Consider the following 22,111-nt stretch of genomic DNA (forward strand, 5'->3'; position numbering starts at 1 on the left):
AAATCTAAAATAAAAAGCCCCCAGCACTAACGTCCAGGGGCTCTATAAACTATTTAGTGCGCCTTATGGAAGCGTTATTCTAGCGACCTTGCCACCACGCGTCTGTACATAGATTTTATCATCTATTACTAGCGGCTGGCTAAATAATCCTGAACTATCCACTTGAACACGCCCAGCTATCTTACCATCTGCACGATTAATAAAGTGCAGATAACCTTCAAAGTCACCGACAACAATATAATCTTTATATACCGCGGGTGAAGTAAGGTTACGATTGGTCAGGTCACCATTGCTCCAAGACTCTAAACCACTGCGGCGATCTACTGAGTAGATTCGGCTGTGGTCATCGACTAAGAACAGGTTTAACCCTGATGACGCTAACTCATTAAAGCTAGAGTATTTGCGGGTCCAAACGACACGGCCGCTGCGCAGTTCCATCGACACTAAGTTACCGTTGTAACTCACCGCATAAAGGTTTTCACCAATGATCAGCGGTTGCATATCGACGTCGGCCATACGCGTAAACTCATTGCCACCGGTTGGAGTGTAAATCGCTTGCTCCCAGGCAGCTTGACCATTGCTCTTAATCACAACAGCCACTTTACCGTCAGCAGTACCCACGAAGAAGCCACCAGCTTCATATACGGCAGAGCCTGTACCTCGCAGTGTTAGCGTCGGTAGCTTACTCTCATAAGTCCATAGCTTCTCGCCGTCTTCCACACTGTAGGCTTCTAAGTTACCGGCACTGGTATTGACCACCACCACATCTTCACCCACAGTAGGCGAAGATAACAACTCGCCTCCCGCTACAACATGCCACTTGGCTTCGCCAGTTTCAGCATCTAACGCGCCAAACAAGCCACTTTCGCCACCAACAAAGACCATGTTACGCGCCGCTGTCACACCAGCAGCCAAACGGGCACCTTTGTTTTTAGACAGTAAGCTCTGTTTAAACTCGCCACTGATGTCTTTTTTCCAAACTTCTTTGCCGGTTTCTTCGTCAAACGCGATGATCTCGCCATAACGATCGACAACATAAAGCTTACCGTAGCGCACAGTAGGACGCAGACCTGAGTAATAATCACCCACGCCGCTACCGACATTGGCACTCCAGCTTACTTGTGGAAAGACACTTGCCTCAATTTGCGGCAACGGACTGATCGGTTCTTCCTCTACATCACTAGAAGAACACGCCGACAGCAAACCAATGCTCAATCCACATGCGAGTAACGTTTTGCACCAAGACTTCATGGGCAGCATCCTTATGCCTTATTCAAATTATCAAGCTTCATTTGAAGTGCTGGGCTAGCCGTAGCGCCACCATTTTCAATGGCTGATTGGTAGGCACTCTTGGCCTTATCAGCCTCGCCTTGGCGCACTAAGAAGTCACCTTTTAGTTCATCACGTTGCACATTAAATGCTGGCACAGTGATTTGATCTAATGTCGCTATTGCTGTGGCAAATTGCCCTTGCTCAGCTTGAACACGAGCTAGACGCAATGTGGCTACCGCAACTAATCCTTCATCGGCTTTGGCAGCAATAACGCTGGTCAACGCTTGCTCTGCTTTAGCGAGATCACCGCTTTCAACAGCCGCTTTAGCCACGATAAGTTCAAGCAGTGCTTGATAACCTTGCTGGCTGCCATGATCTTTAGCAAAACTCTCAGCTGCCGCTAACATGCTGGTATCAGATTTAACTGAATTGCTCATGGCTTGAAAACTTTCAGAGGCCGCTTCCGATTGCGCGACTTTATAATCTGAATAGTAGTTCCAGCTATATAAACCACCTAAGCCGACGACGGCACCAATAACGATAGAGCTGCCATAGTCTTTCCAAAACTGTTTGATAGCATCAACTTGTTGTTCTTCTGTGCTATAAATTTCCACTGTAATTCTTCCTCTTTAAATCAGTTCCGCAATGTAAGTTGCTAATGAATCACGTGCAACCAATTCTTGTTCTTTATCTTCACGCAGATACTTTAAAGCAACTTGGTTATTAGCCAGTTCATTTTCGCCAATAACGATAGCAAGTTTTGCTCCGCTCTTATCGGCACGCTTCATCTGCTTTTTAAAGTTACCGCCACCGCAGTGACTCATGACCTTAAGTCCTGGCACGTCACGTAAAGTTTGAGCAATCTTAATCGCTTCAACGCGACAAGAGTCTCCCATAGCTGTGACATAGATGTCTACAGCGCCGGCAACATCTTCGGTTAACGCTAAGGTTTCTAGCATTAATACGATACGCTCAAGCCCCATGGCAAAACCAACAGCAGGCGTATCTTTACCGCCAAGCTGACCCACAAGGCCATCATAACGACCACCGGCCAATACCGTGCCTTGTGCACCGAGACTGTCTGTCACCCACTCGAAAACGGTACGGTTATAATAATCTAAACCACGCACTAAGCGAGGGTTAACCGTGTATTGGATACCCACAGCGTCAAGTAGTTCACATAAATGTGAAAAATGCGCCTTACTCTCATCACCTAAGTAATCCATTAACTCTGGCGCGTCAGCTAACAATGCCTGTACGTCTGGGTTTTTGGTGTCTAATACACGCAGCGGGTTAGTGTACATGCGGCGCTGAGAATCTTCATCAAGCTGCTCTTTAAACTGCTCTAAAAAAGCAATAAGGGCATCACGGTAATTTGCACGTTCAGCAGGGTCACCTAAGGTGTTTAGCTCAAGTTTGACATGCTCAGTGATCCCAAGCTTTTGCCACAAACGTGCTGACATCATTAGCACTTCAGCATCGACATCGGCGCTGCCGATACCGTAAACCTCAACACCAAACTGGTGGAATTGACGGTAGCGGCCTTTTTGTGGACGTTCATGGCGAAACATAGGTCCCATGTACCACAAACGCTGCTCCTGGTTATAGAGCAAACCATGTTCGTTACCAGCACGTACCGTTGATGCAGTGCCCTCTGGGCGCAGCGTCAACAAGTCACCATTGCGATCGGCAAAAGTGTACATCTCTTTTTCAACGATATCGGTGACTTCACCAATAGAGCGTTTAAATAGATCCGTGCTTTCAACAATCGGCGTGCGAATTTCGCTGTATCCATAAGCGGCAACGGTATCACGTAGGACTGCTTCTAATTTTTGCCATAGAGGACTTTGGGTTGGCAGAATGTCGTTCATTCCGCGTATTGCTTGGATCTGTTTTGCCACTGTGTCAACTCATTCGAATTAGGTATAAAAATAAAAAAAGCGCCTCGCATTATAGGCGCAACAAGAATAAACGCAAAACTGACGATTAGCGCCAGTGAACTGCACCACAACTTGGCTTATTAACCAGTTGAAATGGCGCAGTGGTTCACCCTTTTACTTTGTAATATCTTTGCTTGGGATTCTCGCTTCCATCACCGCCACCTTTGCGCGGATTCTGGCTTCGAGCTGTTCAACAATATGTTCATTATCGAAGCGTGCTTTTTGGCGCACGCCATCATCATAGTAACCACTCTTACGGTTGCCACCTGTAAGGCCGATATCTGACACTAAGGCTTCACCGGGACCATTGACGACACAACCAATAATCGATACATCCATCGGGGTCACAACATCTTCTAATCGTTGCTCAAGTTCGTTTACCGTTGAGATCACATCGAACTCTTGGCGCGAGCATGATGGGCAAGCGATAAAGTTAATCCCACGAGAACGAATACGTAGCGACTTTAAGATATCAAAACCCACTTTAATCTCTTCGACAGGATCGGCGGCTAGCGAGATGCGCAGTGTGTCACCAATCCCTTCAGCCAATAACATGCCCAATCCTACAGCCGACTTAACCGAGCCCGCACGCGCGCCACCAGCTTCAGTGATCCCCAAGTGCAGCGGTTGCTTAATCTGTTTCGCTAGCAAACGATAGGATTCGACCGCTAAAAAGACATCCGATGCCTTAACGCTCACTTTGAATTGATCGAAGTTCAAACGGTCAAGAATATCCACATGACGCATTGCAGACTCTAACAAAGCCTCTGGCGTAGGTTCCTTATATTTGTCCATTAGTTCTTTCTCTAATGAACCACCGTTAACCCCAATACGGATCGGGATATTGTTATCACGAGCACACTCGACCACACTACGGATACGCTCTTCATTACCAATATTACCTGGGTTAATCCGTAAACAATCCACCCCATATTCAGCCACTTTAAGGGCAATACGGTAGTCAAAATGGATATCGGCAATCAGGGGAATATTGGTTTGCTGTTTAATCAGTTTAAACGCTTCTGCTGCATCCATCGTTGGTACCGATACACGCACAAGATCGGCACCGACCTTTTCTAAAGCGCGGATCTGCGCAACGGTCGCTTCAACATCAGTAGTGCGAGTATTGGTCATCGATTGCACCGCAATCGGTGCGCCATCGCCAATGGGCACATCACCTACATAAATACGGGTCGATGGACGTCTAATAATGGGGGACTCGTTGTACATCTTAATTCACTCTTCTACTTCAAAGATTGACTGGACTTGATAGTGTCAGTCTGGCGACTTTGCCGCTGGGATACTTACCTAAATCGACATCTTGGCCATTGATAGACAACGCGACGGATTGAGGTGCTCCCAATATAACCTTAAATGGCTCCTGACCAAAGACATTGAGCTCTTTACCAGCCACCTTTAACCCATTCACTAAGGTCTTGCCGTCCGCATCTGTGACCTTTATCCAGCAGTCGCTGCTTAACCGGATAGCAATGGCTGTTTGCGCCGCGGCAGTATCCTCAGTTGTAACCTCGGTATCAGTAGCGGAGACTTGCGCTAACCTTGCCTCGGGAAGTTCTGTTGTAGTACTACCCTGCGGCGCACTGTCGGTATCAATTAATGATAATACTGAAGGGTTTACATTGGCACGTGACACAGGTTCAATACCCGTCGCAGCCTGCGCATCTGCGCTATGGATTGCAGCATTAGGTTCGCCGGCATTGACGTCCACATCGGAAGAAATGTCAGCCACCTCTTCCACTGTCAATGTCGACAAGTCAATCCCCGACATCAACTCAGACTTCTGAACCCACCACAACACCAGTAAAGCAAGCAAAGTGAAGACGATGAAATAAGTCACCATCATTAATCGACCATCACGCGCCTGACGCGTCGTTTTACGCGAAAAACTCTGCATGGTGGGTGAACTTGCCACCGGAAAATACTCGGTCAAACACCGCTCTACAATCGTCTTATCTAGCTCCACAACACGGGCATAATTTTTGATATAACCTTTGACGTAGGTGGCTGAGGCAATATTTTCAAAGTTGTCGGCTTCAATATCTTCAATAATGGATGGACGCAGGTGCAGTTGCTCAGCGATCTGCGCTATACTACTTCCCCGCTGCTCGCGAGCGTCTTTGAGTAACTGACCTAATTTAGGTGTAGGTGCCTCATCCTTGTTACTTGATGCTTCATCCTTGAGCATATCGGTTTGATTTTCAGTCATTAGTGCATACTTGCTCGATATTGCTTAGCCTCGTATGAAGCAGGAAACTTGGCGAGTAACAATATGCCAAACTTTCTTACTGCATCACTATCATTAAGACCTTGCTCAATTTTAATTCCCAACGCTAAACTTTGGGCTGATTCAGGCACCACTCTGTGATAACGTGCCAGGCCAGCTTTGGCTGCCGAATAGTTACCCAGTTCAAGTTCAATCTCAGAGATCTCAATTAATGAAGTCGCCCGTCGAGGGTCATAATTGAGGGCCATACCAAAATAGCGTTGTGCTTTTTGTAAGTCGCCCGATTTACGGCTACAAATACCTAGGTTTTCATAGCTCGATGCTGAGCGGGTGTATTTAGGCATCTTAACCGCTTTAAGAAACATCTCTTCGGCTTGGTCATACTTTTCTTGTTGACACAAAAACACACCAAAATTATTCATGGAATCGCCAGTGGCATCACTGGCATTAATCGCATCACGGTAGGATTTCTCTGTTAGCTCTATTTCGCCAACAGATTGATAATAATAAGCTAATGCGACATGTACATCTTCAAGATTTGGCGCAAACTCCAATGCCTTATCAAGGTTGTACTTTGCCTGCTCACTATTACCTTTTTTCAAATAGGTCAAACCAAGCTGTACTCGCTGACGGGCAGCGGTAACATTATCGAAGGCACGCTCGGTCACAGGCACATCGGTGCCACTGTATGTTCGCTCGGTAACACACCCCGACACCATGATTGATGTCAGGATTAAAAGAATCGAAAATTTTGGCTTTTGGTGCATCATGGCAAGCCTATCTCGTAGCAGATACAATAAGTTACTTTATTGTGACTGAAATCTGGCTATCTTGCATGCGTTTTTTCGCTAAACGTTTTGTTCTGTCACGGATATCCCCTGCTAACTGACCACAGGCGGCATCGATATCATCACCACGAGTCTTACGCACTATCACTGTAAGGCCATATTCCATCAACACTTTAGAGAATCTGTCGATACGCGAATTAGATGAACGCCCGTATGGTGAACCTGGGTATGGATTAAACGGGATAAGATTAACCTTGCAGGGTGTGTCTTTCATCAGCTTAGCCAACTCATGCGCCTGATCAGTACTGTCGTTGATGTGGTCAAGCATCACGTACTCAACCGTTACCCGGCCACGGTTAGCGTTAGACTTCGCAATATAACGACGTATGCCAGCCAAGAAATCTTCAAGTGGGTATTTCTTGTTTACTGGAACCAAGACATCACGCAGTTCATCATTTGGCGCATGGATACTGACCGCTAAGGCCACATCTAAACTGTCACCTAAAATATCTAGTGCTGGCACAACCCCCGAGGTAGACACAGTTACGCGGCGTTTCGATAGACTAAAACCAAAATCATCCAACATGATATCGATAGCGGGAATCACATTCTTTAGATTCAGCAGAGGCTCACCCACTCCCATCATCACCACATTGGTGATTGGACGATCGCCAGTATCTTTTTGAAATCCAAGAAAATGAGAGACGCGCCATATTTGGCCGACAATCTCAGATACCGTTAGGTTGCGGTTAAAGCCTTGCTGCGCCGTAGAGCAGAAGGTACATTCCAGCGCACAACCCACTTGCGATGAAACACACAAAGTGGCCCTATCTTCTTCAGGAATATAAACCGTTTCAACTTCTTGCCCTTGGCCGACATTAATCGCGAACTTAATGGTGCCGTCGGTAGACTTTTGATAGCTGGAAATCTCTGGCGCGACAATTTCACAACGCGCCGCAAGTTTAGCTCGCAATGCTTTGTTTATATTTGTCATCTGTTCAAAGTCACTTACGCCAAAATGGTAAAGCCACTTCATCAATTGATCGGCACGAAATGGCTTTTCACCCATTTCGGAAAATAGCGCTCTTAACCCTTTACGGTCTAGATCCAATAAATTGATCTTTTTCTCACTCATTTTGACTAACCTCAACACCAAATCCTGCTACAGGGCGGCGAATTATACAGATATCAATAAATTTTAGCCAGCAACGAAATAGACTATGGTAGAATTCCTCCCGAGCTAATGTTGGCTCGTTACTCGGAGTTATTTTACCTCCCCCATGATAACCCTTATTGTTATTATCCTAGTCTCTATTGGTGTCTCGTTCCTGTGTAGTGTGTTTGAAGCCGTACTTCTATCGGTCACTCCAAGCTATATCGCTAATTTACAAGAAACTAATCCAGCTGCAGCAGATCGCCTGAGTCGACAAAAAGAGAATGTTGAATCACCTTTGGTGTCAATTCTTACCCTTAATACCATCGCTCATACTGTCGGTGCCGCCGTTGCTGGTGCGCAAGCCGCCAAAGTGTTTGGTGATGATATGTTGGGACTATTCTCCGGTGTTTTAACTTTCTTAATCCTATTCTTCTCGGAAATTATTCCGAAAACACTCGGTGCAAATTACTGGCGTAGCCTCGCCCCAACCGTATCGGTTGCACTAATGTGGATGGAGCGTCTTACTAAGCCATTAATCTGGATGTCACAACAGGTAACCAAAAAATTAGGCAAAGGGGATGAAGGCCAATATATTCGCCAAGAGCTGAGTGCTATGGCAAAAATAGGTCATGAATCTGGCGAACTTGATGAGCAAGAATCTAAGATTCTAACGCAGATGTTATCGGTAAAAGAGATGCCCGTAACGGCCATCATGACACCGAGAACGGTCATGTTTAGCTTGCCTTGTGAATTAACTCAAGAAGAGTTTGCTAATAAACATAAGGGCACTCCCTTCACCCGAATTCCGATTTTCGAGCAAGATCGCGATAACATAATCGGTTACATCAACCGTAATGATATCTTGCTAGCCGAACGTAATACGCCGTTAGAGCCGATCCTCAAGCTTAAACGTAACTTAGTTATCGTCCCCGAAACAGCAAAAATATTACCCCTGTTTCAATTGATGATTAAGCGCAACACCAAGATCGCCATGGTGGTTGACGAATACGGTAGTAATCAAGGCGTTGTGACCCTTGAAGATATCATTGAGTCCTTACTTGGACTCGAAATTGTAGACAGTAACGACCCTGTCACCGATATGCAGCAGCTGGCCCGTAAGTTATGGCAGCGACGCATGACGCACAAAGGGATTCGTCTTTCTGATGAAGGTTCGGGTGATAACGAAACTGACTTACCAATCCCTGGAAGTGTCAGCCAATCGAGTGAGTCACACATCAAATAGGTGATGGAATGCGATTAAAAGGGAAGCGTCGGCTTCCCTTTTTCATTTCTGCTACCAATGCTATACTCCTCGGTCGACGAAAGAGGCCTACATGACAGTCAGATATACCTTAAAACTTGCTCACATTAACGATACCCACTCACACTTCGATCCGACACGCGTTCAATTTAAGCTCCAGCATCAAGGTAAAACCTATGACATTAATAGTCACAGTGGAGGTTATGCGCGTATCAGTTACCAGGTAGAACAAGCGCGGGCAGAAGCCGCTCAAAATGGGCAATCATTTCTGTTTCTCCATGGTGGCGATAGCTTTCAAGGGACGCTTTACTTCAGCGAGTTCAAAGGCGCAGCGAATGCAGACCTCCTTAACCGTTTAAAGCCTGACGCTATGGTATTAGGTAATCATGAGATAGATGCAGGCAATGAACCGGTTAAAAACTTTCTCGACAATATCGGTTTTCCGCTACTAGCGGGCAATATGGATCTCAGTCAAGAGATTGCCAACAAGCCAGGAAGACTAGCTGGACACCATAATCTTCTCGATTACAACAGTGACACTCAAACGGCAAAGGTATTGATAAAGTCTATCGGTGATAAACCCTTAGCGATTATTGGTATCACCTTAGAGCAGATGAAAGAGATTGCACGCCCTGATGATGACACTCATTTTGTCAATGCAGTGACCACGACCGCCAATACCATCCAGGCCCTGCACCAGCAAGGTGTTAGACATATAGTGGTACTCAGTCACCTAGGTTGGGAGATGGACAAACAACTGGCGCAGCAAGTGTCTGGTATCAGCGTCATCGTTGGCGGGCATTCACACACACTGCAAGGTGAATTCAATCACCTAGGCATGAGTGCCCTCCCCTATGGTGAAGCGGTCAATGGGACACCGATTTTACATGCAGGCAAATATGCCGAAACCATAGGGCTGTGTAACCTTGAGTTTACCGCAGATGGCAAGCTTATTTCGCTTGATGGTCACAACTACTTTATGCTCGACCAACACCTGCTGATTGAAACTAATGAGCCAATTGATGCGGCAACCTACCAGGCATTAACCCAAGCGATACATGCCCATAAAGGCATACTTGGCGATGAGCACGATGAAACAATTGCACAGGTTATCGAACATAAATATCATCCAGCTATCAAGGCCTTAGAACATCAAGTCTTGGCCTTTATTCCTAAAAACTTAGTACATACACGCTTGCCAAGCAAAGCGCTACCACACGGTAGCGAGATAGCCCCTTGGGTGTGTAAAAGCATTTACCACGAAACTAAACGCTTGCGTGATAAGGTTGATTTTGCCCTGCACAACGCTGGCGGCGTGCGTCAGTCATTAAACAAAGGACCACTGACGATGGCCGATGTATTAGGGCGACTGCTACCGTTTGATCTGCCTTTGGTGAAATATCGTATCAAAGGTAAACACCTATACCAGGCCATTGAATCAGCCATCAACTCAGCGACCAATAACAGTATCACAGGTACAGGTGCAGGCAGTTTCCCCTATACCTACGGGCTTAAATATTACTATGATGGCCGTCAAAGTGTCGGCAAGCGAGTGATAAAACTCGAGGTCCTATCGCACCAGTCTGGTACAGAAGTTTGGCAACACGTTGAGTTAGAAAAGCACTATTTTGGTGTATCTTCAGCATATACAGCATCAGGAAAAGAGGGTTATCAAGCGCTACAGCAAGCCGATTGGCAGACCGCTATTGCCACGCTAACACTCCCACAGGCGTTTATTCGTTTTATGGAGCGAGAGCAGGGACTGATGGGCGATATTGAGCCACAAGTAAGTTATACCAGTCACTTATATTAATCAGCTTTCAGTGGCTGATAGTATCATCGCTTAATCGACAAGCGCTTTAGTCAGGTAGAAACTCTGAAGAATTTGGCCTCGTTTCTCCTGATAGCTCTTATGCTTGAGGGTAAAGCCATGAGTTAAAAAAAGTGATTTTGACAGCTTGGAGGCATCAACATAGAGGTGCGATATACCTTGCTTTTGTGCCCACGCCTCCATCGCTAAATAAAGTGATGTTGCTACCCTTTTGCCTTGATAGGCAGGCAACACATAGAGGCTATCGATATAGCCTCTATGTTGAAAATGCGTCTCGAGATTAATGAACCCGACACATTTCTCAAGACCATTTAGCAACAGGGAATCATCAACCACTAACCAAGCTTGAGTACGGCTCATGCGCTTATGCCAATGATACGCAGAGCGAGGCGCAAATGACCAAGCTTGCTTCTGCTCAATGGGATACATAGTCTCGGGAATATGCTCAATAGCATGATGAAATATCAGACTTACCTGGGCTGCAAACTTTGACTCATATGGGATGACTGATAACATGCTGATGCACTTTCCTTAGATGGTTACCAAGTCCAAAAACTAAAATAGCGCTGATAATGGCTTATCAACGCTACATCTAACTTCACTCTTACCGTTAAAAAGACTAACAGGGGAGTAGCAGTTATTAAATCGATTACTTCTTATCGATACGACCAACAAATAGTAGCTCATCGAAAGTACGATCGAGTGTCTTGCTGGTAAAATCGTTCATCCACATCTGCTCTTGAACAACAACCGTATCGCCTTTTTTCACTTCCACTTGTGGGCCAGCAGCCCAAAATGTCTTATCTGACTCTTTGATTTGAACATAAGTGTACCCACCACCGTTCATCGTATCGACAACAGTACCCTCATGAACAACACCAGCAGCCCATGCACTAGAGATACCTAGCGCTAATGTGGCAACAGCGGCCAAGCGAACAAGTTTAGCTAACATTGCAAATCCTTAAGTATTTAACATTACCAGACCATTAAACCATGTGATCGACAATAAATCTTCAATGAATATCAGTAAATCTGCAACCAATGAAGCAGAGTTAGATCAAGCTCTCATAACTGAGTTTCTCCGCTAACCCTTGGGAACTAATAATGGTTTTAGCATCCCTTCTAGCCCGTTAAGCTTTATCTCGTACATCAATGCAAGTTGCTGACCCAACTTTCCCTGCGGAAACCCTTTGCTATGAAACCAAACTAAATAGGGTTCAGGAAGTTCTAACAGCTTACGACCGGCATATTTACCAAACGGCATCGTTTGATTAATAGCCTCAACCAAGAGTTTTTCATCCATTGCATTATCCAATTAATCTAGGCACTCACCTTAAGGCGACTATTGAAACATAAAGTAAAAATCAAGCCTAGTCATTCACACTCCCAAAGCGTCAGTGGCTGATGAACAATAAATATATATACGTAATTGAAATATAAAAAAACAAATATATACCCAAAGTGAATATAAATAGTGATAAAACCTAATTGATGACAAGCCTAATCCACCTAACTCATCATAAAAAACTAAATTACCAAACCTAAACCCATGATTAACAAGGCAATAACAACTTAAGTCTCACAAGATAGCCTCTAGCGTCAACAATCTGCCAAACCGGGCAAAAAGTCAATAAAATGACAAGTGCCACAATACAAAAAAACGTCAAAATTCATACGGTTGACTGACATATAATAAACACCTAAATTGAAGCTATGACCTATATCGGGTGAAAAGTTTCGGCGGTATTACACAAAACTTTCTGCCCAAAAAGATCGAATAGATAACATCGGCAATCACTACAGTCGAGAGGAATAACAATGATCATTCTAGTTGGCGGTGAAAAAGGGGGCAGTGGTAAAAGCTGTCTGGCTCAAAACATAGCAGTATTCTTGACTATCGAGTGTGGAGCATCGGTGATCATGGTCGACTGCGACCCACAACGTACCACGTCAGATTGGATTCAAGCTCGTAATAACAACAGCGCACTCGCAGGTATTAACTGTGTGCAGCTTTACGGAAAAATCCGCAATGACCTTTTAAGTCTAGAACAGCATTACGACTATGTGATTGTTGATTGTGGTGGTCAAGATAATCTCGCTTTGCGTGCAACCATGTCAGTCGCCTCACACGTATTGATGCCGCTTAGGCCTAAGCGTCGCGACCTAAAAACGGTCAGCCACATGGATGATATTGTTGCAACCTGTATGATGATTAATCCAAAAATGCGCGCATCTTTTGTGATTACTCAATGCCCAAGCTTGCCCAATCAGGTCAACCGTATCATTGAAGCAAAAGAGGTATGCAGAACCTACGATATCAATGTACTCGATGCCATCACTTATAGTCGTAACATCTACGATGACAGTGAAGAGTCGGGTTTATCAGTGATTGAAATCCAGCCCAAAGGGAAAGCCGCAGAAGAGATGCGTAATATCGCCTGTGAACTGCTCCAAGCTGCAAATGCCACAGAAATTCGTAATCGTCTTGCCGAAAAACAGATGAATCAGCTAAGGGGTAATTATGGGACTGGCCGATCTCAAGAAAAACTCTACGCAGTCTAGCGCACAACGCAGCGGCCAACGACCACTACAAATGTCGCTCGATGCGCTGATCGAAGACTTTATCGATGATGCTACCCACTATGCAGCGGGTCAATCTGAGCAGGTGCAAAGAATGGCACAGGTTATCGAACTGGAAACAGGATTTTCTGGCCTGTTCGATAAAGAAAGTACGCCTATTAAGGCGCAACAAAAAGTGGTACCCAAAGGAAATATGCCTTATCGCAAGGCCACCTTTACCCTCAGTGAGTCTGCTATCGCTCATTTAGCTGAGTTGGCCAGTGGTTGCGATATTGCTAAATCAAAATTGATCAGGTTTTTAATTGAGCATCACTACTCGCTGTCTGATGCTGAACGATCACAGAAGGAACGCTCAATTTTAGTGGATTAAACCTATATGTGCGGTAGTGATATCCCCACTATCGCGTTCACATTATCAACACCCTTTCTCCCACCCTTTTACTGGCAGCAGATTGACCGTTTTCCCTTTATTTTTCGCTGCCAGATTTTTTCTATCACTCCCTAACCTCTTTCATCTGTGATAATAATCACACTATTGAGTTGAAAAAGAACTCGCGTCCCCTCATATAAAATATAAAGAGGAGCACCCTATGCTGGCTATTTTCATCGTAACCATAGTAAGCCTTACAGCCATTGCCTATATCGGCTTTAAACCTCGCTATGTGCAATACAAACGTCGACAGATTGCCAAGCAAGCCTTTCCAAACCAGTGGCGTCAAATCTTAAAGCGCCGCATGCCCTTCTTTCGCGCACTACCAACCGATCTACAACTGCAACTAAAAAAGCAGATAAAGATATTCCTAGCCGAAAAGCAGTTTATCGGTTGCCAAGGATTAACGATTACCGATGAGATCAGGGTCACCATCGCGGCGCAAGCGTGTTTGCTACTACTCAATCGCCACACCAACTATTACCCCAAGCTCAAACAGATTTTGGTCTATCCATCACTATTTATTGTTAACAACCAACAACAGAATGCTGATGGTGTGATTTGGGAACGCCAGCATCTGTTATCCGGTGAATCATGGGAATATGGTAAAGTGGTTTTGTCTTGGCACACAGCCGTCGAAGATGCCGCAGAGCCTTACGATGGTCACAATGTCGTCATTCATGAGTTTGCCCATCAACTCGACCAAGAAGATGGCCACTCGAATGGTGCCCCTATTTTAGAGAATCATAAGGACTATGCCGCTTGGTCAGCCGTGATGAACCAAGAGTTTGCCGCACTACAAACCTGCGCCAGGCAGCAACTGCCATCAATCTTTAACTACTATGGCGCCACCAACCCAGCCGAATTTTTTGCCGTGATCACCGAAACTTTTTTTGAAAAACCGCATCAATTCTATGAGCACCACAAAGCGCTCTACCAGCAGATGAGTCACTTTTTTAAATTAGATCCAGTAAACTGGCAATAAAATGAGGAGTTTTCATGTCAGGATTAATAATTAAGAAATGGTTCACTGCCATCGTCGTAACCATGCTGTTGGGTCTCTCTAGTGTACATGCAGACGAGCAAGCACCTGCGGCTCAAGTACTCGACAACCTGCATCAATACGCTGCTGTTGCGGATTGGGATAACTATTTTGCACTCTATACAGAAGATGCCATTTTCATTGGTACCGATGCCACCGAATACTGGGATATGACGCAATTTGAAGCCTACTCTCGCCCCACCAAAGGGTGGCGATATGAGCTAGTAGATCGAAAAATCGTCCAGCATGGCAATGTCATCGTGTTCGACGAACTGCTAGACAATCGTGCATATGGGGTGAGTCGGGGAACGGGCACATTATTGCTAACTGAACAGGGCTGGAAGATAGCTCAATATCACCTGAGCTTTCCGATCCCCAATAAGATTGCAAAAAAGATCACTAATCAGATTAAAGCCGTAAAAAAGGACAACCCATAACAGGCGTCTCCCCATCTAAATCAATGACTCACAGAGAGGCAAACATTCGTTAACTGAGAGAAGTGGGTGAATCGCTCAAAGTCATCCGCACTAATGACTCGCTCTGAGCTATGTCTATCGGCGTATAGTAAGCCGATAACCTTGTTTTCAATAACCAGCGGCGCCAGCATAAACCCAGTTGATGAGGTATATTTTACGATATCGCTATCCATATATAGACGCCACTTTTCAGAACTTGGTTTTTCAATAAAGAGTGGCTGTCTAAGCTCTATCGCTTCAGAAAATACAGTCTTGGCCGATTGTAGTTCAACAATAAACTCATTTTTCATTATTTCACCGTTATCGCCTAATACAACCCTAGGCTGCAAGCGTTTACGATTAGGTGATAACAACATCACACCGCAGCGATCCATGCCGATTCCATCAAGCACCCCCTCTAATGTAATGGTGATCACCTCATTGAAATTAGCCCGCTTAATGGCGCAATCCGTTAAGTCTCTGAGTTTTTTAAGTTGCAAAGTGACATTAGGGCTACGTATGGCAACAACCTCTTCAGGGGCAACCTCCAGCGTCAGTTTTTCAGTACTTGGAAGAAATGACACAAGTACTTTAGCACCATAGGTGTCGGCAAGTGCTTTCGTTGCCTTACTACAGCGGATCATCTGCCCTTTGAATTCATCAACCTCAACGCCCAACATATCTGCGGCTTGTTTTATCCGATGATTAAGCTCCACCACATCACAGGGCTCTTGCACCATCAGTTCACTAATTTTGTTGGCCAAAAATATTGAACGGATCTCTGGTGTTCGCTCATTCGGGTTAGACAGGGATTTGACCAGTACATCACCTAAGCCCCAGCTGCGTGCAATACCCATAGTTAACTGGGTAAAAGAAGCCCCTAACTGTTCACGAATAACACTATTACCATCTTTACCATTATCTTCCCGTAAGCGGGCATCGAGTTGTTCTGTTGCCTCGCCGCCCATACTCCAAAAAGCACTTTCTCCTAGGTGATAGAGTAAAGCCGCGATGAAGACCTCTTCTTGCAAATCTTCATCATGATCTTTCAGCATCATCTTGGCTAACATCGCCGCTTGAAACGCCCTTGCCATAAGCGTCAGCAGTCGATGATAAACGCTTTCAGACAACCCTTTATTTTCAAGTAGGCTACTTAACAGTTTTGCAGTAATACAGATATTACGAATGGTATCAAAACCTAACACTACCGCTGCGCGGCTGACGGTAGTGACCTGTGAAATGCCTTTGTTATAAATGGCACTGTTAGCCACTTTAAGAATACGAGAGGTGAGCGCATTATCGTGCATAACACTGCGGCCTAATATGGCTAAGGATGACACGTCGTCCTTAGCCAGCTTTTCCAGTGACTTAACCGTTGAGCTTAATGCGGGCATCTCCTGTTCACTGATCCGTTTAGTCCAGTAATCTGCGCCCTTAGCCTGATTTGCAGCCTTCAAATTATTCTTTACTCTTAATGACAAAATGTTGTTAGACGTCAAGATTATAACGCCACACTTTAGCTGTAGTATAGGCAGAAAATTCGGCTACATAATCTAAAGTTCGCTCTATGCTCAAAATTAAAACCAAAGAGAAAGCGATTAGCAGCATTTTTGACGCCAAGGAATAGCTATGCTATCGGCGTCGTTAGCAAATACTAAACAAAAAAAAGCGGCTCAAGAGGGCCGCTAAGACAAGCAAAATTGATAATAACGCTAAAAGGAAAGAAAAACCTCGCATTGCACGTAGGAACACAATGCGAGGAACAACCGCTGCCAACACGCAGCAAGTCGAAAGGGTTTTACCAATCACCTAAGTCACATCATCAGCTAACTCATGTGATTGGTAGCAAACAAAACGGTGGATTAAAACTGCTCTTCTTCGGTTGAACCAGTCAGTGCAGTCACTGATGATTCACCGCCTTGAATCACATTAGTTACCTTATCGAAGTAACCTGTACCCACCTCTTGCTGGTGCGCCACAAAGGTATATCCTTTCTTGGCAGCAGCAAACTCAACTTCTTGAACTTTCTCGACATAATGCTTCATACCTTCGCCGCGAGCATAGTCGTAAGCCAAATCGAACATGTTGTACCACATGTTGTGAATACCCGCTAAGGTGATGAACTGGTACTTGTAGCCCATGTCAGACAAAGCTTGCTGGAAGCGTGCAATCGTCGCATCGTCCAAGTTCTTCTTCCAGTTAAATGAAGGTGAGCAGTTATATGCTAATAACTGATCTGGGTACTGAGCGTGGATAGCTTCAGCAAAGCGACGCGCTTCTTCTAGGTCAGGCTTAGCCGTTTCACACCAGATAAGATCCGCATATGGCGCGTAAGCTAGGCCGCGAGAGATGGCTTGGTCTAGACCAGCGTTAACACGGTAGAAGCCTTCTGAAGTGCGCTCTCCAGTAACAAAGTCACGGTCATATGGATCACAATCAGATGTCAGTAGGTCAGCTGCGTTCGCATCGGTACGTGCAATCACTAAGGTTTCAACACCACTTACGTCTGCCGCAAGACGCGCCGAGACCAACTTCTGAACCGCTTCTTGTGTTGGTACAAGTACTTTACCGCCCATATGGCCACACTTCTTAACCGACGCAAGCTGATCTTCAAAGTGGACACCTGCAGCACCAGCGTCAATCATATTTTTCATTAGCTCATAGGCATTCAATACACCACCAAAGCCCGCTTCAGCATCGGCAACGATTGGCAGGAAATAATCAGTGTAACCCTCATCTTCAGGATTGACTTCATTACTCCACTGAATTTGGTCTGCACGACGGAATGAGTTGTTAATGCGCTGCACAACCGCTGGAACTGAGTTGGCAGGGTAAAGCGACTGATCGGGGTACATGGTGCCAGCAAGGTTCGCGTCTGCTGCCACCTGCCATCCTGATAGGTACACAGCTTCGATACCGGCTTTAGCTTGCTGTACCGCTTGACCACCAGTTAGCGCGCCTAGGGAGTTAACATAGCCTTTTTTAGCGCCACCATTCACTAATTCCCATAACTTTGCAGCACCTTTGGTGGCAATCGTATTCTCAGGCACAATTGAACCGCGTAAGGCGACTACTTCTTCTGCCGAGTATGGACGGCGAACGCCAGCCCAACGTGGATTCTCAGCCCAATCCTTCTTAATCGCATCAATCTGCTCTTGACGTGAAATTTGTGTAGTTGCCTTAGTCATAATCATCTCCATCTGTGTGTTAGGATTCGGCGTCCCTAATTACCGCACGTCATTAAGGACACCAAATTTTACTGTGGGTAAACCTTTACCCTTAAAAATCAATAGGTGTAGTTGTTCAATACTGGGATTAATCTGCCTGAGTTAAAATCTCGTACCCAGGTAAGGTCAGGAAGTCAACCAGCCCATCAGAGGTGGTGATCTGCTCAAGCAAGACTGCTGCTCGGGTGTAACTTCCATGGGTAAACCTGTCTGGACCTACCTCAAGCTTCACGTTGGCAAGTTCTTCAACCAACATCTCTTTAAACAAGGCTTTAGTGACCAATTTACCATTTGAAAGCTTCTGTTCATGCTGTATCCACTGCCAGATAGACGTTCGTGAGATCTCAGCGGTCGCGGCATCTTCCATCAAGCCATAAATCGGTACGCAGCCATTGCCGTTAATCCATGCCTCGATATACTGCAGCGCAATACGGATATTCAGTCGCATGCCCGATTCAGTGCGCTCACCTTCACAAGGCATCAGCAGATCTCGAGCCAGTATCGGCGCATCAACATCACGAGTGATATGCAACTGATTGACATGGTCCTCACCGATATACTCGTTAAAAATTCCCATTGCCGTGTCGGCAAGGCCTGGATGAGCCACCCAAGTACCATCATGTCCATTACGCGCTTCAAGTTCCTTATCACCGCGTACTTTGGTCAATACCGCTTCGTTCTGCGCCGCGTCTTTAGCCGGAATAAAGGCCGCCATTCCGCCCATGGCTAACGCACCGCGCTTGTGACAGGTCTTCACTAATAAGCGTGAATAGGCACTCAAAAATGGCTTATCCATGGTAACCGCTTGCCTATCAGGTAAGATTCTGTCGTTATGCTTTTTCAAAGTTTTGATATAGCTAAAGATATAATCCCAGCGACCACAGTTAAGCGCGACGATATTTGAGCGTAATTCATAGAGGATCTCCTCCATCTCAAATACTGCAGGCAACGTCTCAATCAAGCAGGTACATTTAATCGTGCCAGGGGTTAGACAAAAACGCTCTTCCACAAAAGCAAACACCCTTGCCCACCAGCGCGCTTCAATATGGCTCTCTAACTTGGGAATATAAAAATAAGGTCCACTGCCTTTGGCAAGCAGCTGGCGATAGTTATGGTAAAAATAGATACAAAAATCGAACAGTGCGCCAGGTATCGTTTCACCATTAAACTCAACGTGCTTCTCTATAAGATGCAATCCACGAACCCGTGCAATCAACACCGCTGGGTCCTCGTTAAGCGCGTAGTGCTTACCCGTCCCAGGTGCCGTAAACTCAATGTCGCCACGTACAGCGTCACGTAGGTTATTTTGGCCTTCGATCACTTTTTCCCAGCTTGGCGCTAAAGAATCTTCAAAGTCAGCCATAAACACTTTTACATTGGCGTTAAGTGCATTGATGATCATCTTGCGATCAACCGGACCGGTTATCTCTACACGCCTATCGGTTAAATCCTCAGGAATGCCACGAATTTGCCAATCACCATCTCTAATTGCTCTGGTCTGTGGTAAAAAGTCAGGCAATGCGCCAGCATCAATCAATGCCTGCTTTGCCTTACGAGCCTCTAGTAGACTTGGGACTTCATGTGCGAACTCACGACATAAGACATCCAGTAAGCTGAGCGCACCTTCATTCAGCACAATATCTTGGCCAGCAATATATTCACCTGTTATGCGAATACCAGTATCAGTCTGGTCCTTATTTAGTACTTGTTCAGTCATCCTGATAACCCCCAAGGCTTTCCTACGTAATGTATCGATTCCGTCTTAGTTGCTCATTAACCACTAAGACTGAGTGTTGGTTTGTCTCTGCGGTACTGCTGATGCTTGCATGTCATATCGCTAAGCGTTCAGATGTACGTTTTGAACAAAACCTACTAACAAAAGATTGTATTTGCAACAATCCAACTGGTTAAACACTCGCCAACAAACAGCTAAAAACCACAGAAGAAATTGGTAATACCAACATAAAAAATGCACAATAAACAATTGAATTTAAAAAACTTAAACCCAAGCCGAGCTGATAGCCAAGGATGAAATATCAAAGTTGTCAGACAAATTGACCAAATAACTTGACGTGTAATTTATAACGATATTTAATTACACCACGTAAACTAAAAGTTACAGTAAAAACTGTCTTTTGATATCTAGTAAACTCAGGCTTACGTTTCGATTGACGCTACACGTAAAGCTATTAATTGTTTAAAATACAATGCATTATAGGCACCTCAACAAACACCACTTTCAAACAACTGTTTTAAATTTACCTTTACGTAAAGGTAAAGTGGCTATACCAAAAGACTGAGTAACAAATCGGTAACGTATCTCGATCAACATCACAAAAAATATTGGTTATAAGCAAAAATAAATGAAAAAAAATCGTTTTATTTGCATAGGTAACTGCAAAACAGCAAATTTCTTGGTTTGAAACGCATTTTGGATATCACAGCCAAAATTAACGCACTAGCGACTAAAGCAGTCATCAGCGCGCTATCAAATAACAGAAATCGGTCAGAGTGTCGCCAGCTAGCATCGAATGAACAGCGGTGATCGACAACCGAGGGGTCAACCAATTAGGAGCCTTTGTAAGTTCAACAGTAAATAGAATGGCAGTAAGCAGTATAAGAGGCAGCTGCTAGGGATATCATCGCGTCGTGCCCAAGAATAACCCTAGCAGAGAAGCTGTTGAGATATCTATGTCCATCAGTCTTAAAAGGTGATCGACCCAGTTATCCCCGCTATAAACCTATGGGTAAAACAATTGGGGGACAGATCATCTGAACAATAGCGAGCGACGCTCAGAATGGGGAGTACGCCTAGATTGCCGACGGCGAAACCAGTAAAGATATCCACCAGTTAGTGTTAACAATAGCGGCATCAGTCCCAGCAAGCACCATAGAATACGCGTTAGCAGCCCACCAAAATAACCAAAGTGAAGTTTTCGAAAGCTGTCTAAGAATACTGTCAACCAACCAGCATCACGAATGTCTTGTTTCTGTATCATCAGTCCGTTGGTCTTATCGAAACTTACCATACTGGCATATTCGCTGTGCAGCGGGTTACTACTCTGTACCTGGCCATAAAAAGTAATATCTCGCTCAGGCTCATGGGGCATCGCTAAATAGCCAGCCTGAAAACCGTCTATTTCGAGTGATGCTTGTTGACGCAAAACTTCAAAGGAGATATCTGGACGATATAACGGTGCACTGATCAGGTAATGCTCACCGTCACCGTGCGCATCCATTTCATGTAGTATGCCGGCTATATTCCAATAAGCGCCCGTAAATGACACGATAATGAGCACTGGCGAACTAACGATACCAACTAACTTATGCAAATCACTGAACAACACTCGTTTAGCGGCGTGAAGTCGCAAAGTAAAGAGCTTACGCCAAAACTTACGATATAAAATGATCCCACTCACCCCAAGAAACAACATGATTAACGCACTAACGAAACCTATGGTGGCCCCCTTTACATGCCATAAAAATGAGTAATGAAGTTCTAGTAGCCAATCTGTTAAGTAGTGCCCCATCGGCACTGGCGAAGATAGCAGCTCTGCTGAGTACTGATTGATATAAACCTTGTACCAATCATCAGTCCCACGCTGAATTAAGTAAGCGGCATCTGATCGCTGTTTATCATCAAACAGCTCCCACCCTCCTAGCTCAAACGCGCTATTGGCGTTAAGTGTAGCGTGCATCAAGGTATCTAAGGCCAATCGAGGGGCTTGCGAAACGACATCCACTTGCATATGTTCAGGCCTAAGCCAACTATCTAGCTCCACCTTGAACACTAAAATGCTGCCAGTAATAGATATTAGCATCAATGGCAACATGGCAATTAAGGCACTATATGAATGCCATTTTATTAGTCTCTTTCTCATTAT

At 45.0% G+C, this 22,111-nt stretch carries 20 protein-coding genes; 6 read left to right on the forward strand and 14 right to left on the reverse strand.

All coding sequences use genetic code 11. The features are described 5' to 3' along the window. Positions 1-63 precede the first annotated feature (63 nt). From bamB to rlmN, 7 genes are all read right to left on the reverse strand, one after another. Entirely contained in the window at positions 64-1,251 is a 1,188-nt protein-coding gene (gene bamB, locus L876_RS0119025) for an outer membrane protein assembly factor BamB (RefSeq protein ID WP_028765250.1), read from the reverse strand. Between the two features lie 11 nt (positions 1,252-1,262). Further along, positions 1,263-1,886 (reverse strand): tetratricopeptide repeat protein, encoded by a 624-nt coding sequence (locus tag L876_RS0119030; RefSeq protein WP_028765251.1) that lies wholly within the window; start codon positions 1,884-1,886, stop codon positions 1,263-1,265. Positions 1,887-1,901: 15 nt separating this feature from the next. Then, the gene (hisS, locus tag L876_RS0119035; RefSeq protein ID WP_028765252.1) at positions 1,902-3,173 is read right to left on the reverse strand and encodes a histidine--tRNA ligase; all 1,272 of its coding nucleotides are present in this window, start codon (positions 3,171-3,173) and stop codon (positions 1,902-1,904) included. A 153-nt stretch (positions 3,174-3,326) separates the two neighbouring features. Next, positions 3,327-4,442, reverse strand: coding sequence for a flavodoxin-dependent (E)-4-hydroxy-3-methylbut-2-enyl-diphosphate synthase (gene ispG, locus L876_RS0119040; protein WP_028765253.1), 1,116 nt, complete (start codon positions 4,440-4,442; stop codon positions 3,327-3,329). A 19-nt stretch (positions 4,443-4,461) separates the two neighbouring features. Then, positions 4,462-5,439 carry a RodZ domain-containing protein gene (locus L876_RS0119045; protein ID WP_028765254.1) on the reverse strand — a complete coding sequence of 326 codons (978 nt, stop codon included), beginning with the start codon at positions 5,437-5,439 and terminating at the stop codon, positions 4,462-4,464. After that, entirely contained in the window at positions 5,439-6,227 is a 789-nt protein-coding gene (gene pilW / locus L876_RS0119050; RefSeq protein ID WP_028765255.1) for a type IV pilus biogenesis/stability protein PilW, read from the reverse strand. The genes L876_RS0119045 and pilW overlap by 1 nt, the downstream gene beginning before the upstream one ends. A gap of 31 nt (positions 6,228-6,258) precedes the next feature. Next, a complete protein-coding gene (rlmN, locus tag L876_RS0119055) occupies positions 6,259-7,380 on the reverse strand; it encodes a dual-specificity RNA methyltransferase RlmN (protein ID WP_028765256.1) in 1,122 nt (373 codons plus the stop codon). A gap of 145 nt (positions 7,381-7,525) precedes the next feature. Here rlmN and L876_RS22120 point away from each other — a divergent pair, with 145 nt between their 5' ends. Continuing rightward, on the forward strand, positions 7,526-8,644 hold the full coding sequence (locus L876_RS22120; protein ID WP_037429312.1) for a CNNM domain-containing protein: 1,119 nt from the start codon (positions 7,526-7,528) through the stop codon (positions 8,642-8,644). A 91-nt stretch (positions 8,645-8,735) separates the two neighbouring features. Continuing rightward, complete coding sequence (locus L876_RS0119065) at positions 8,736-10,475, forward strand: bifunctional metallophosphatase/5'-nucleotidase (protein WP_028765257.1); 1,740 nt, start codon at positions 8,736-8,738, stop codon at positions 10,473-10,475. Between the two features lie 30 nt (positions 10,476-10,505). Here L876_RS0119065 and L876_RS0119070 read toward each other — a convergent pair whose 3' ends face one another. From L876_RS0119070 to L876_RS0119080, 3 genes are all read right to left on the reverse strand, one after another. Beyond that, on the reverse strand, positions 10,506-11,009 hold the full coding sequence (locus L876_RS0119070) for a GNAT family N-acetyltransferase (protein ID WP_028765258.1): 504 nt from the start codon (positions 11,007-11,009) through the stop codon (positions 10,506-10,508). Between the two features lie 133 nt (positions 11,010-11,142). Then, positions 11,143-11,445 (reverse strand): hypothetical protein, encoded by a 303-nt coding sequence (locus L876_RS0119075; protein ID WP_028765259.1) that lies wholly within the window; start codon positions 11,443-11,445, stop codon positions 11,143-11,145. Between the two features lie 132 nt (positions 11,446-11,577). Beyond that, the gene (locus L876_RS0119080; protein WP_028765260.1) at positions 11,578-11,796 is read right to left on the reverse strand and encodes a DUF3820 family protein; all 219 of its coding nucleotides are present in this window, start codon (positions 11,794-11,796) and stop codon (positions 11,578-11,580) included. A gap of 515 nt (positions 11,797-12,311) precedes the next feature. Here L876_RS0119080 and L876_RS0119085 point away from each other — a divergent pair. The 4 genes from L876_RS0119085 to L876_RS0119100 all read left to right on the forward strand — a co-directional run bounded on the left by L876_RS0119085 (position 12,312) and on the right by L876_RS0119100 (position 14,982). Next, positions 12,312-13,055, forward strand: a complete 744-nt coding sequence (locus L876_RS0119085; RefSeq protein ID WP_028765261.1) for an AAA family ATPase — start codon at positions 12,312-12,314, stop codon at positions 13,053-13,055. Then, positions 13,015-13,443: a hypothetical protein gene (locus L876_RS0119090; RefSeq protein ID WP_028765262.1), complete on the forward strand. Its 429-nt coding sequence runs from the start codon at positions 13,015-13,017 to the stop codon at positions 13,441-13,443. The genes L876_RS0119085 and L876_RS0119090 overlap by 41 nt, the downstream gene beginning before the upstream one ends. 220 nt (positions 13,444-13,663) lie before the next feature. Next, positions 13,664-14,488 (forward strand): M90 family metallopeptidase, encoded by an 825-nt coding sequence (locus L876_RS0119095; RefSeq protein ID WP_028765263.1) that lies wholly within the window; start codon positions 13,664-13,666, stop codon positions 14,486-14,488. A 14-nt stretch (positions 14,489-14,502) separates the two neighbouring features. Beyond that, positions 14,503-14,982: a nuclear transport factor 2 family protein gene (locus L876_RS0119100; protein ID WP_051413196.1), complete on the forward strand. Its 480-nt coding sequence runs from the start codon at positions 14,503-14,505 to the stop codon at positions 14,980-14,982. Between the two features lie 20 nt (positions 14,983-15,002). Here L876_RS0119100 and L876_RS0119105 read toward each other — a convergent pair whose 3' ends face one another. The 4 genes from L876_RS0119105 to L876_RS0119120 all read right to left on the reverse strand — a co-directional run bounded on the left by L876_RS0119105 (position 15,003) and on the right by L876_RS0119120 (position 22,108). Further along, positions 15,003-16,457, reverse strand: coding sequence for an HDOD domain-containing protein (locus L876_RS0119105; protein WP_028765265.1), 1,455 nt, complete (start codon positions 16,455-16,457; stop codon positions 15,003-15,005). A 405-nt stretch (positions 16,458-16,862) separates the two neighbouring features. Continuing rightward, entirely contained in the window at positions 16,863-18,188 is a 1,326-nt protein-coding gene (gene aceA, locus L876_RS0119110) for an isocitrate lyase (RefSeq protein WP_028765266.1), read from the reverse strand. A 127-nt stretch (positions 18,189-18,315) separates the two neighbouring features. After that, a complete protein-coding gene (gene aceB, locus L876_RS0119115; protein ID WP_028765267.1) occupies positions 18,316-19,944 on the reverse strand; it encodes a malate synthase A in 1,629 nt (542 codons plus the stop codon). A gap of 1,051 nt (positions 19,945-20,995) precedes the next feature. Continuing rightward, a complete protein-coding gene (locus tag L876_RS0119120) occupies positions 20,996-22,108 on the reverse strand; it encodes a PepSY-associated TM helix domain-containing protein (RefSeq protein ID WP_028765268.1) in 1,113 nt (370 codons plus the stop codon). Positions 22,109-22,111 lie beyond the last annotated feature (3 nt).

The sequence above is a fragment of the Shewanella colwelliana ATCC 39565 genome (genome assembly GCF_000518705.1).
Classification (GTDB): Bacteria; Pseudomonadota; Gammaproteobacteria; order Enterobacterales; family Shewanellaceae; genus Shewanella; species Shewanella colwelliana.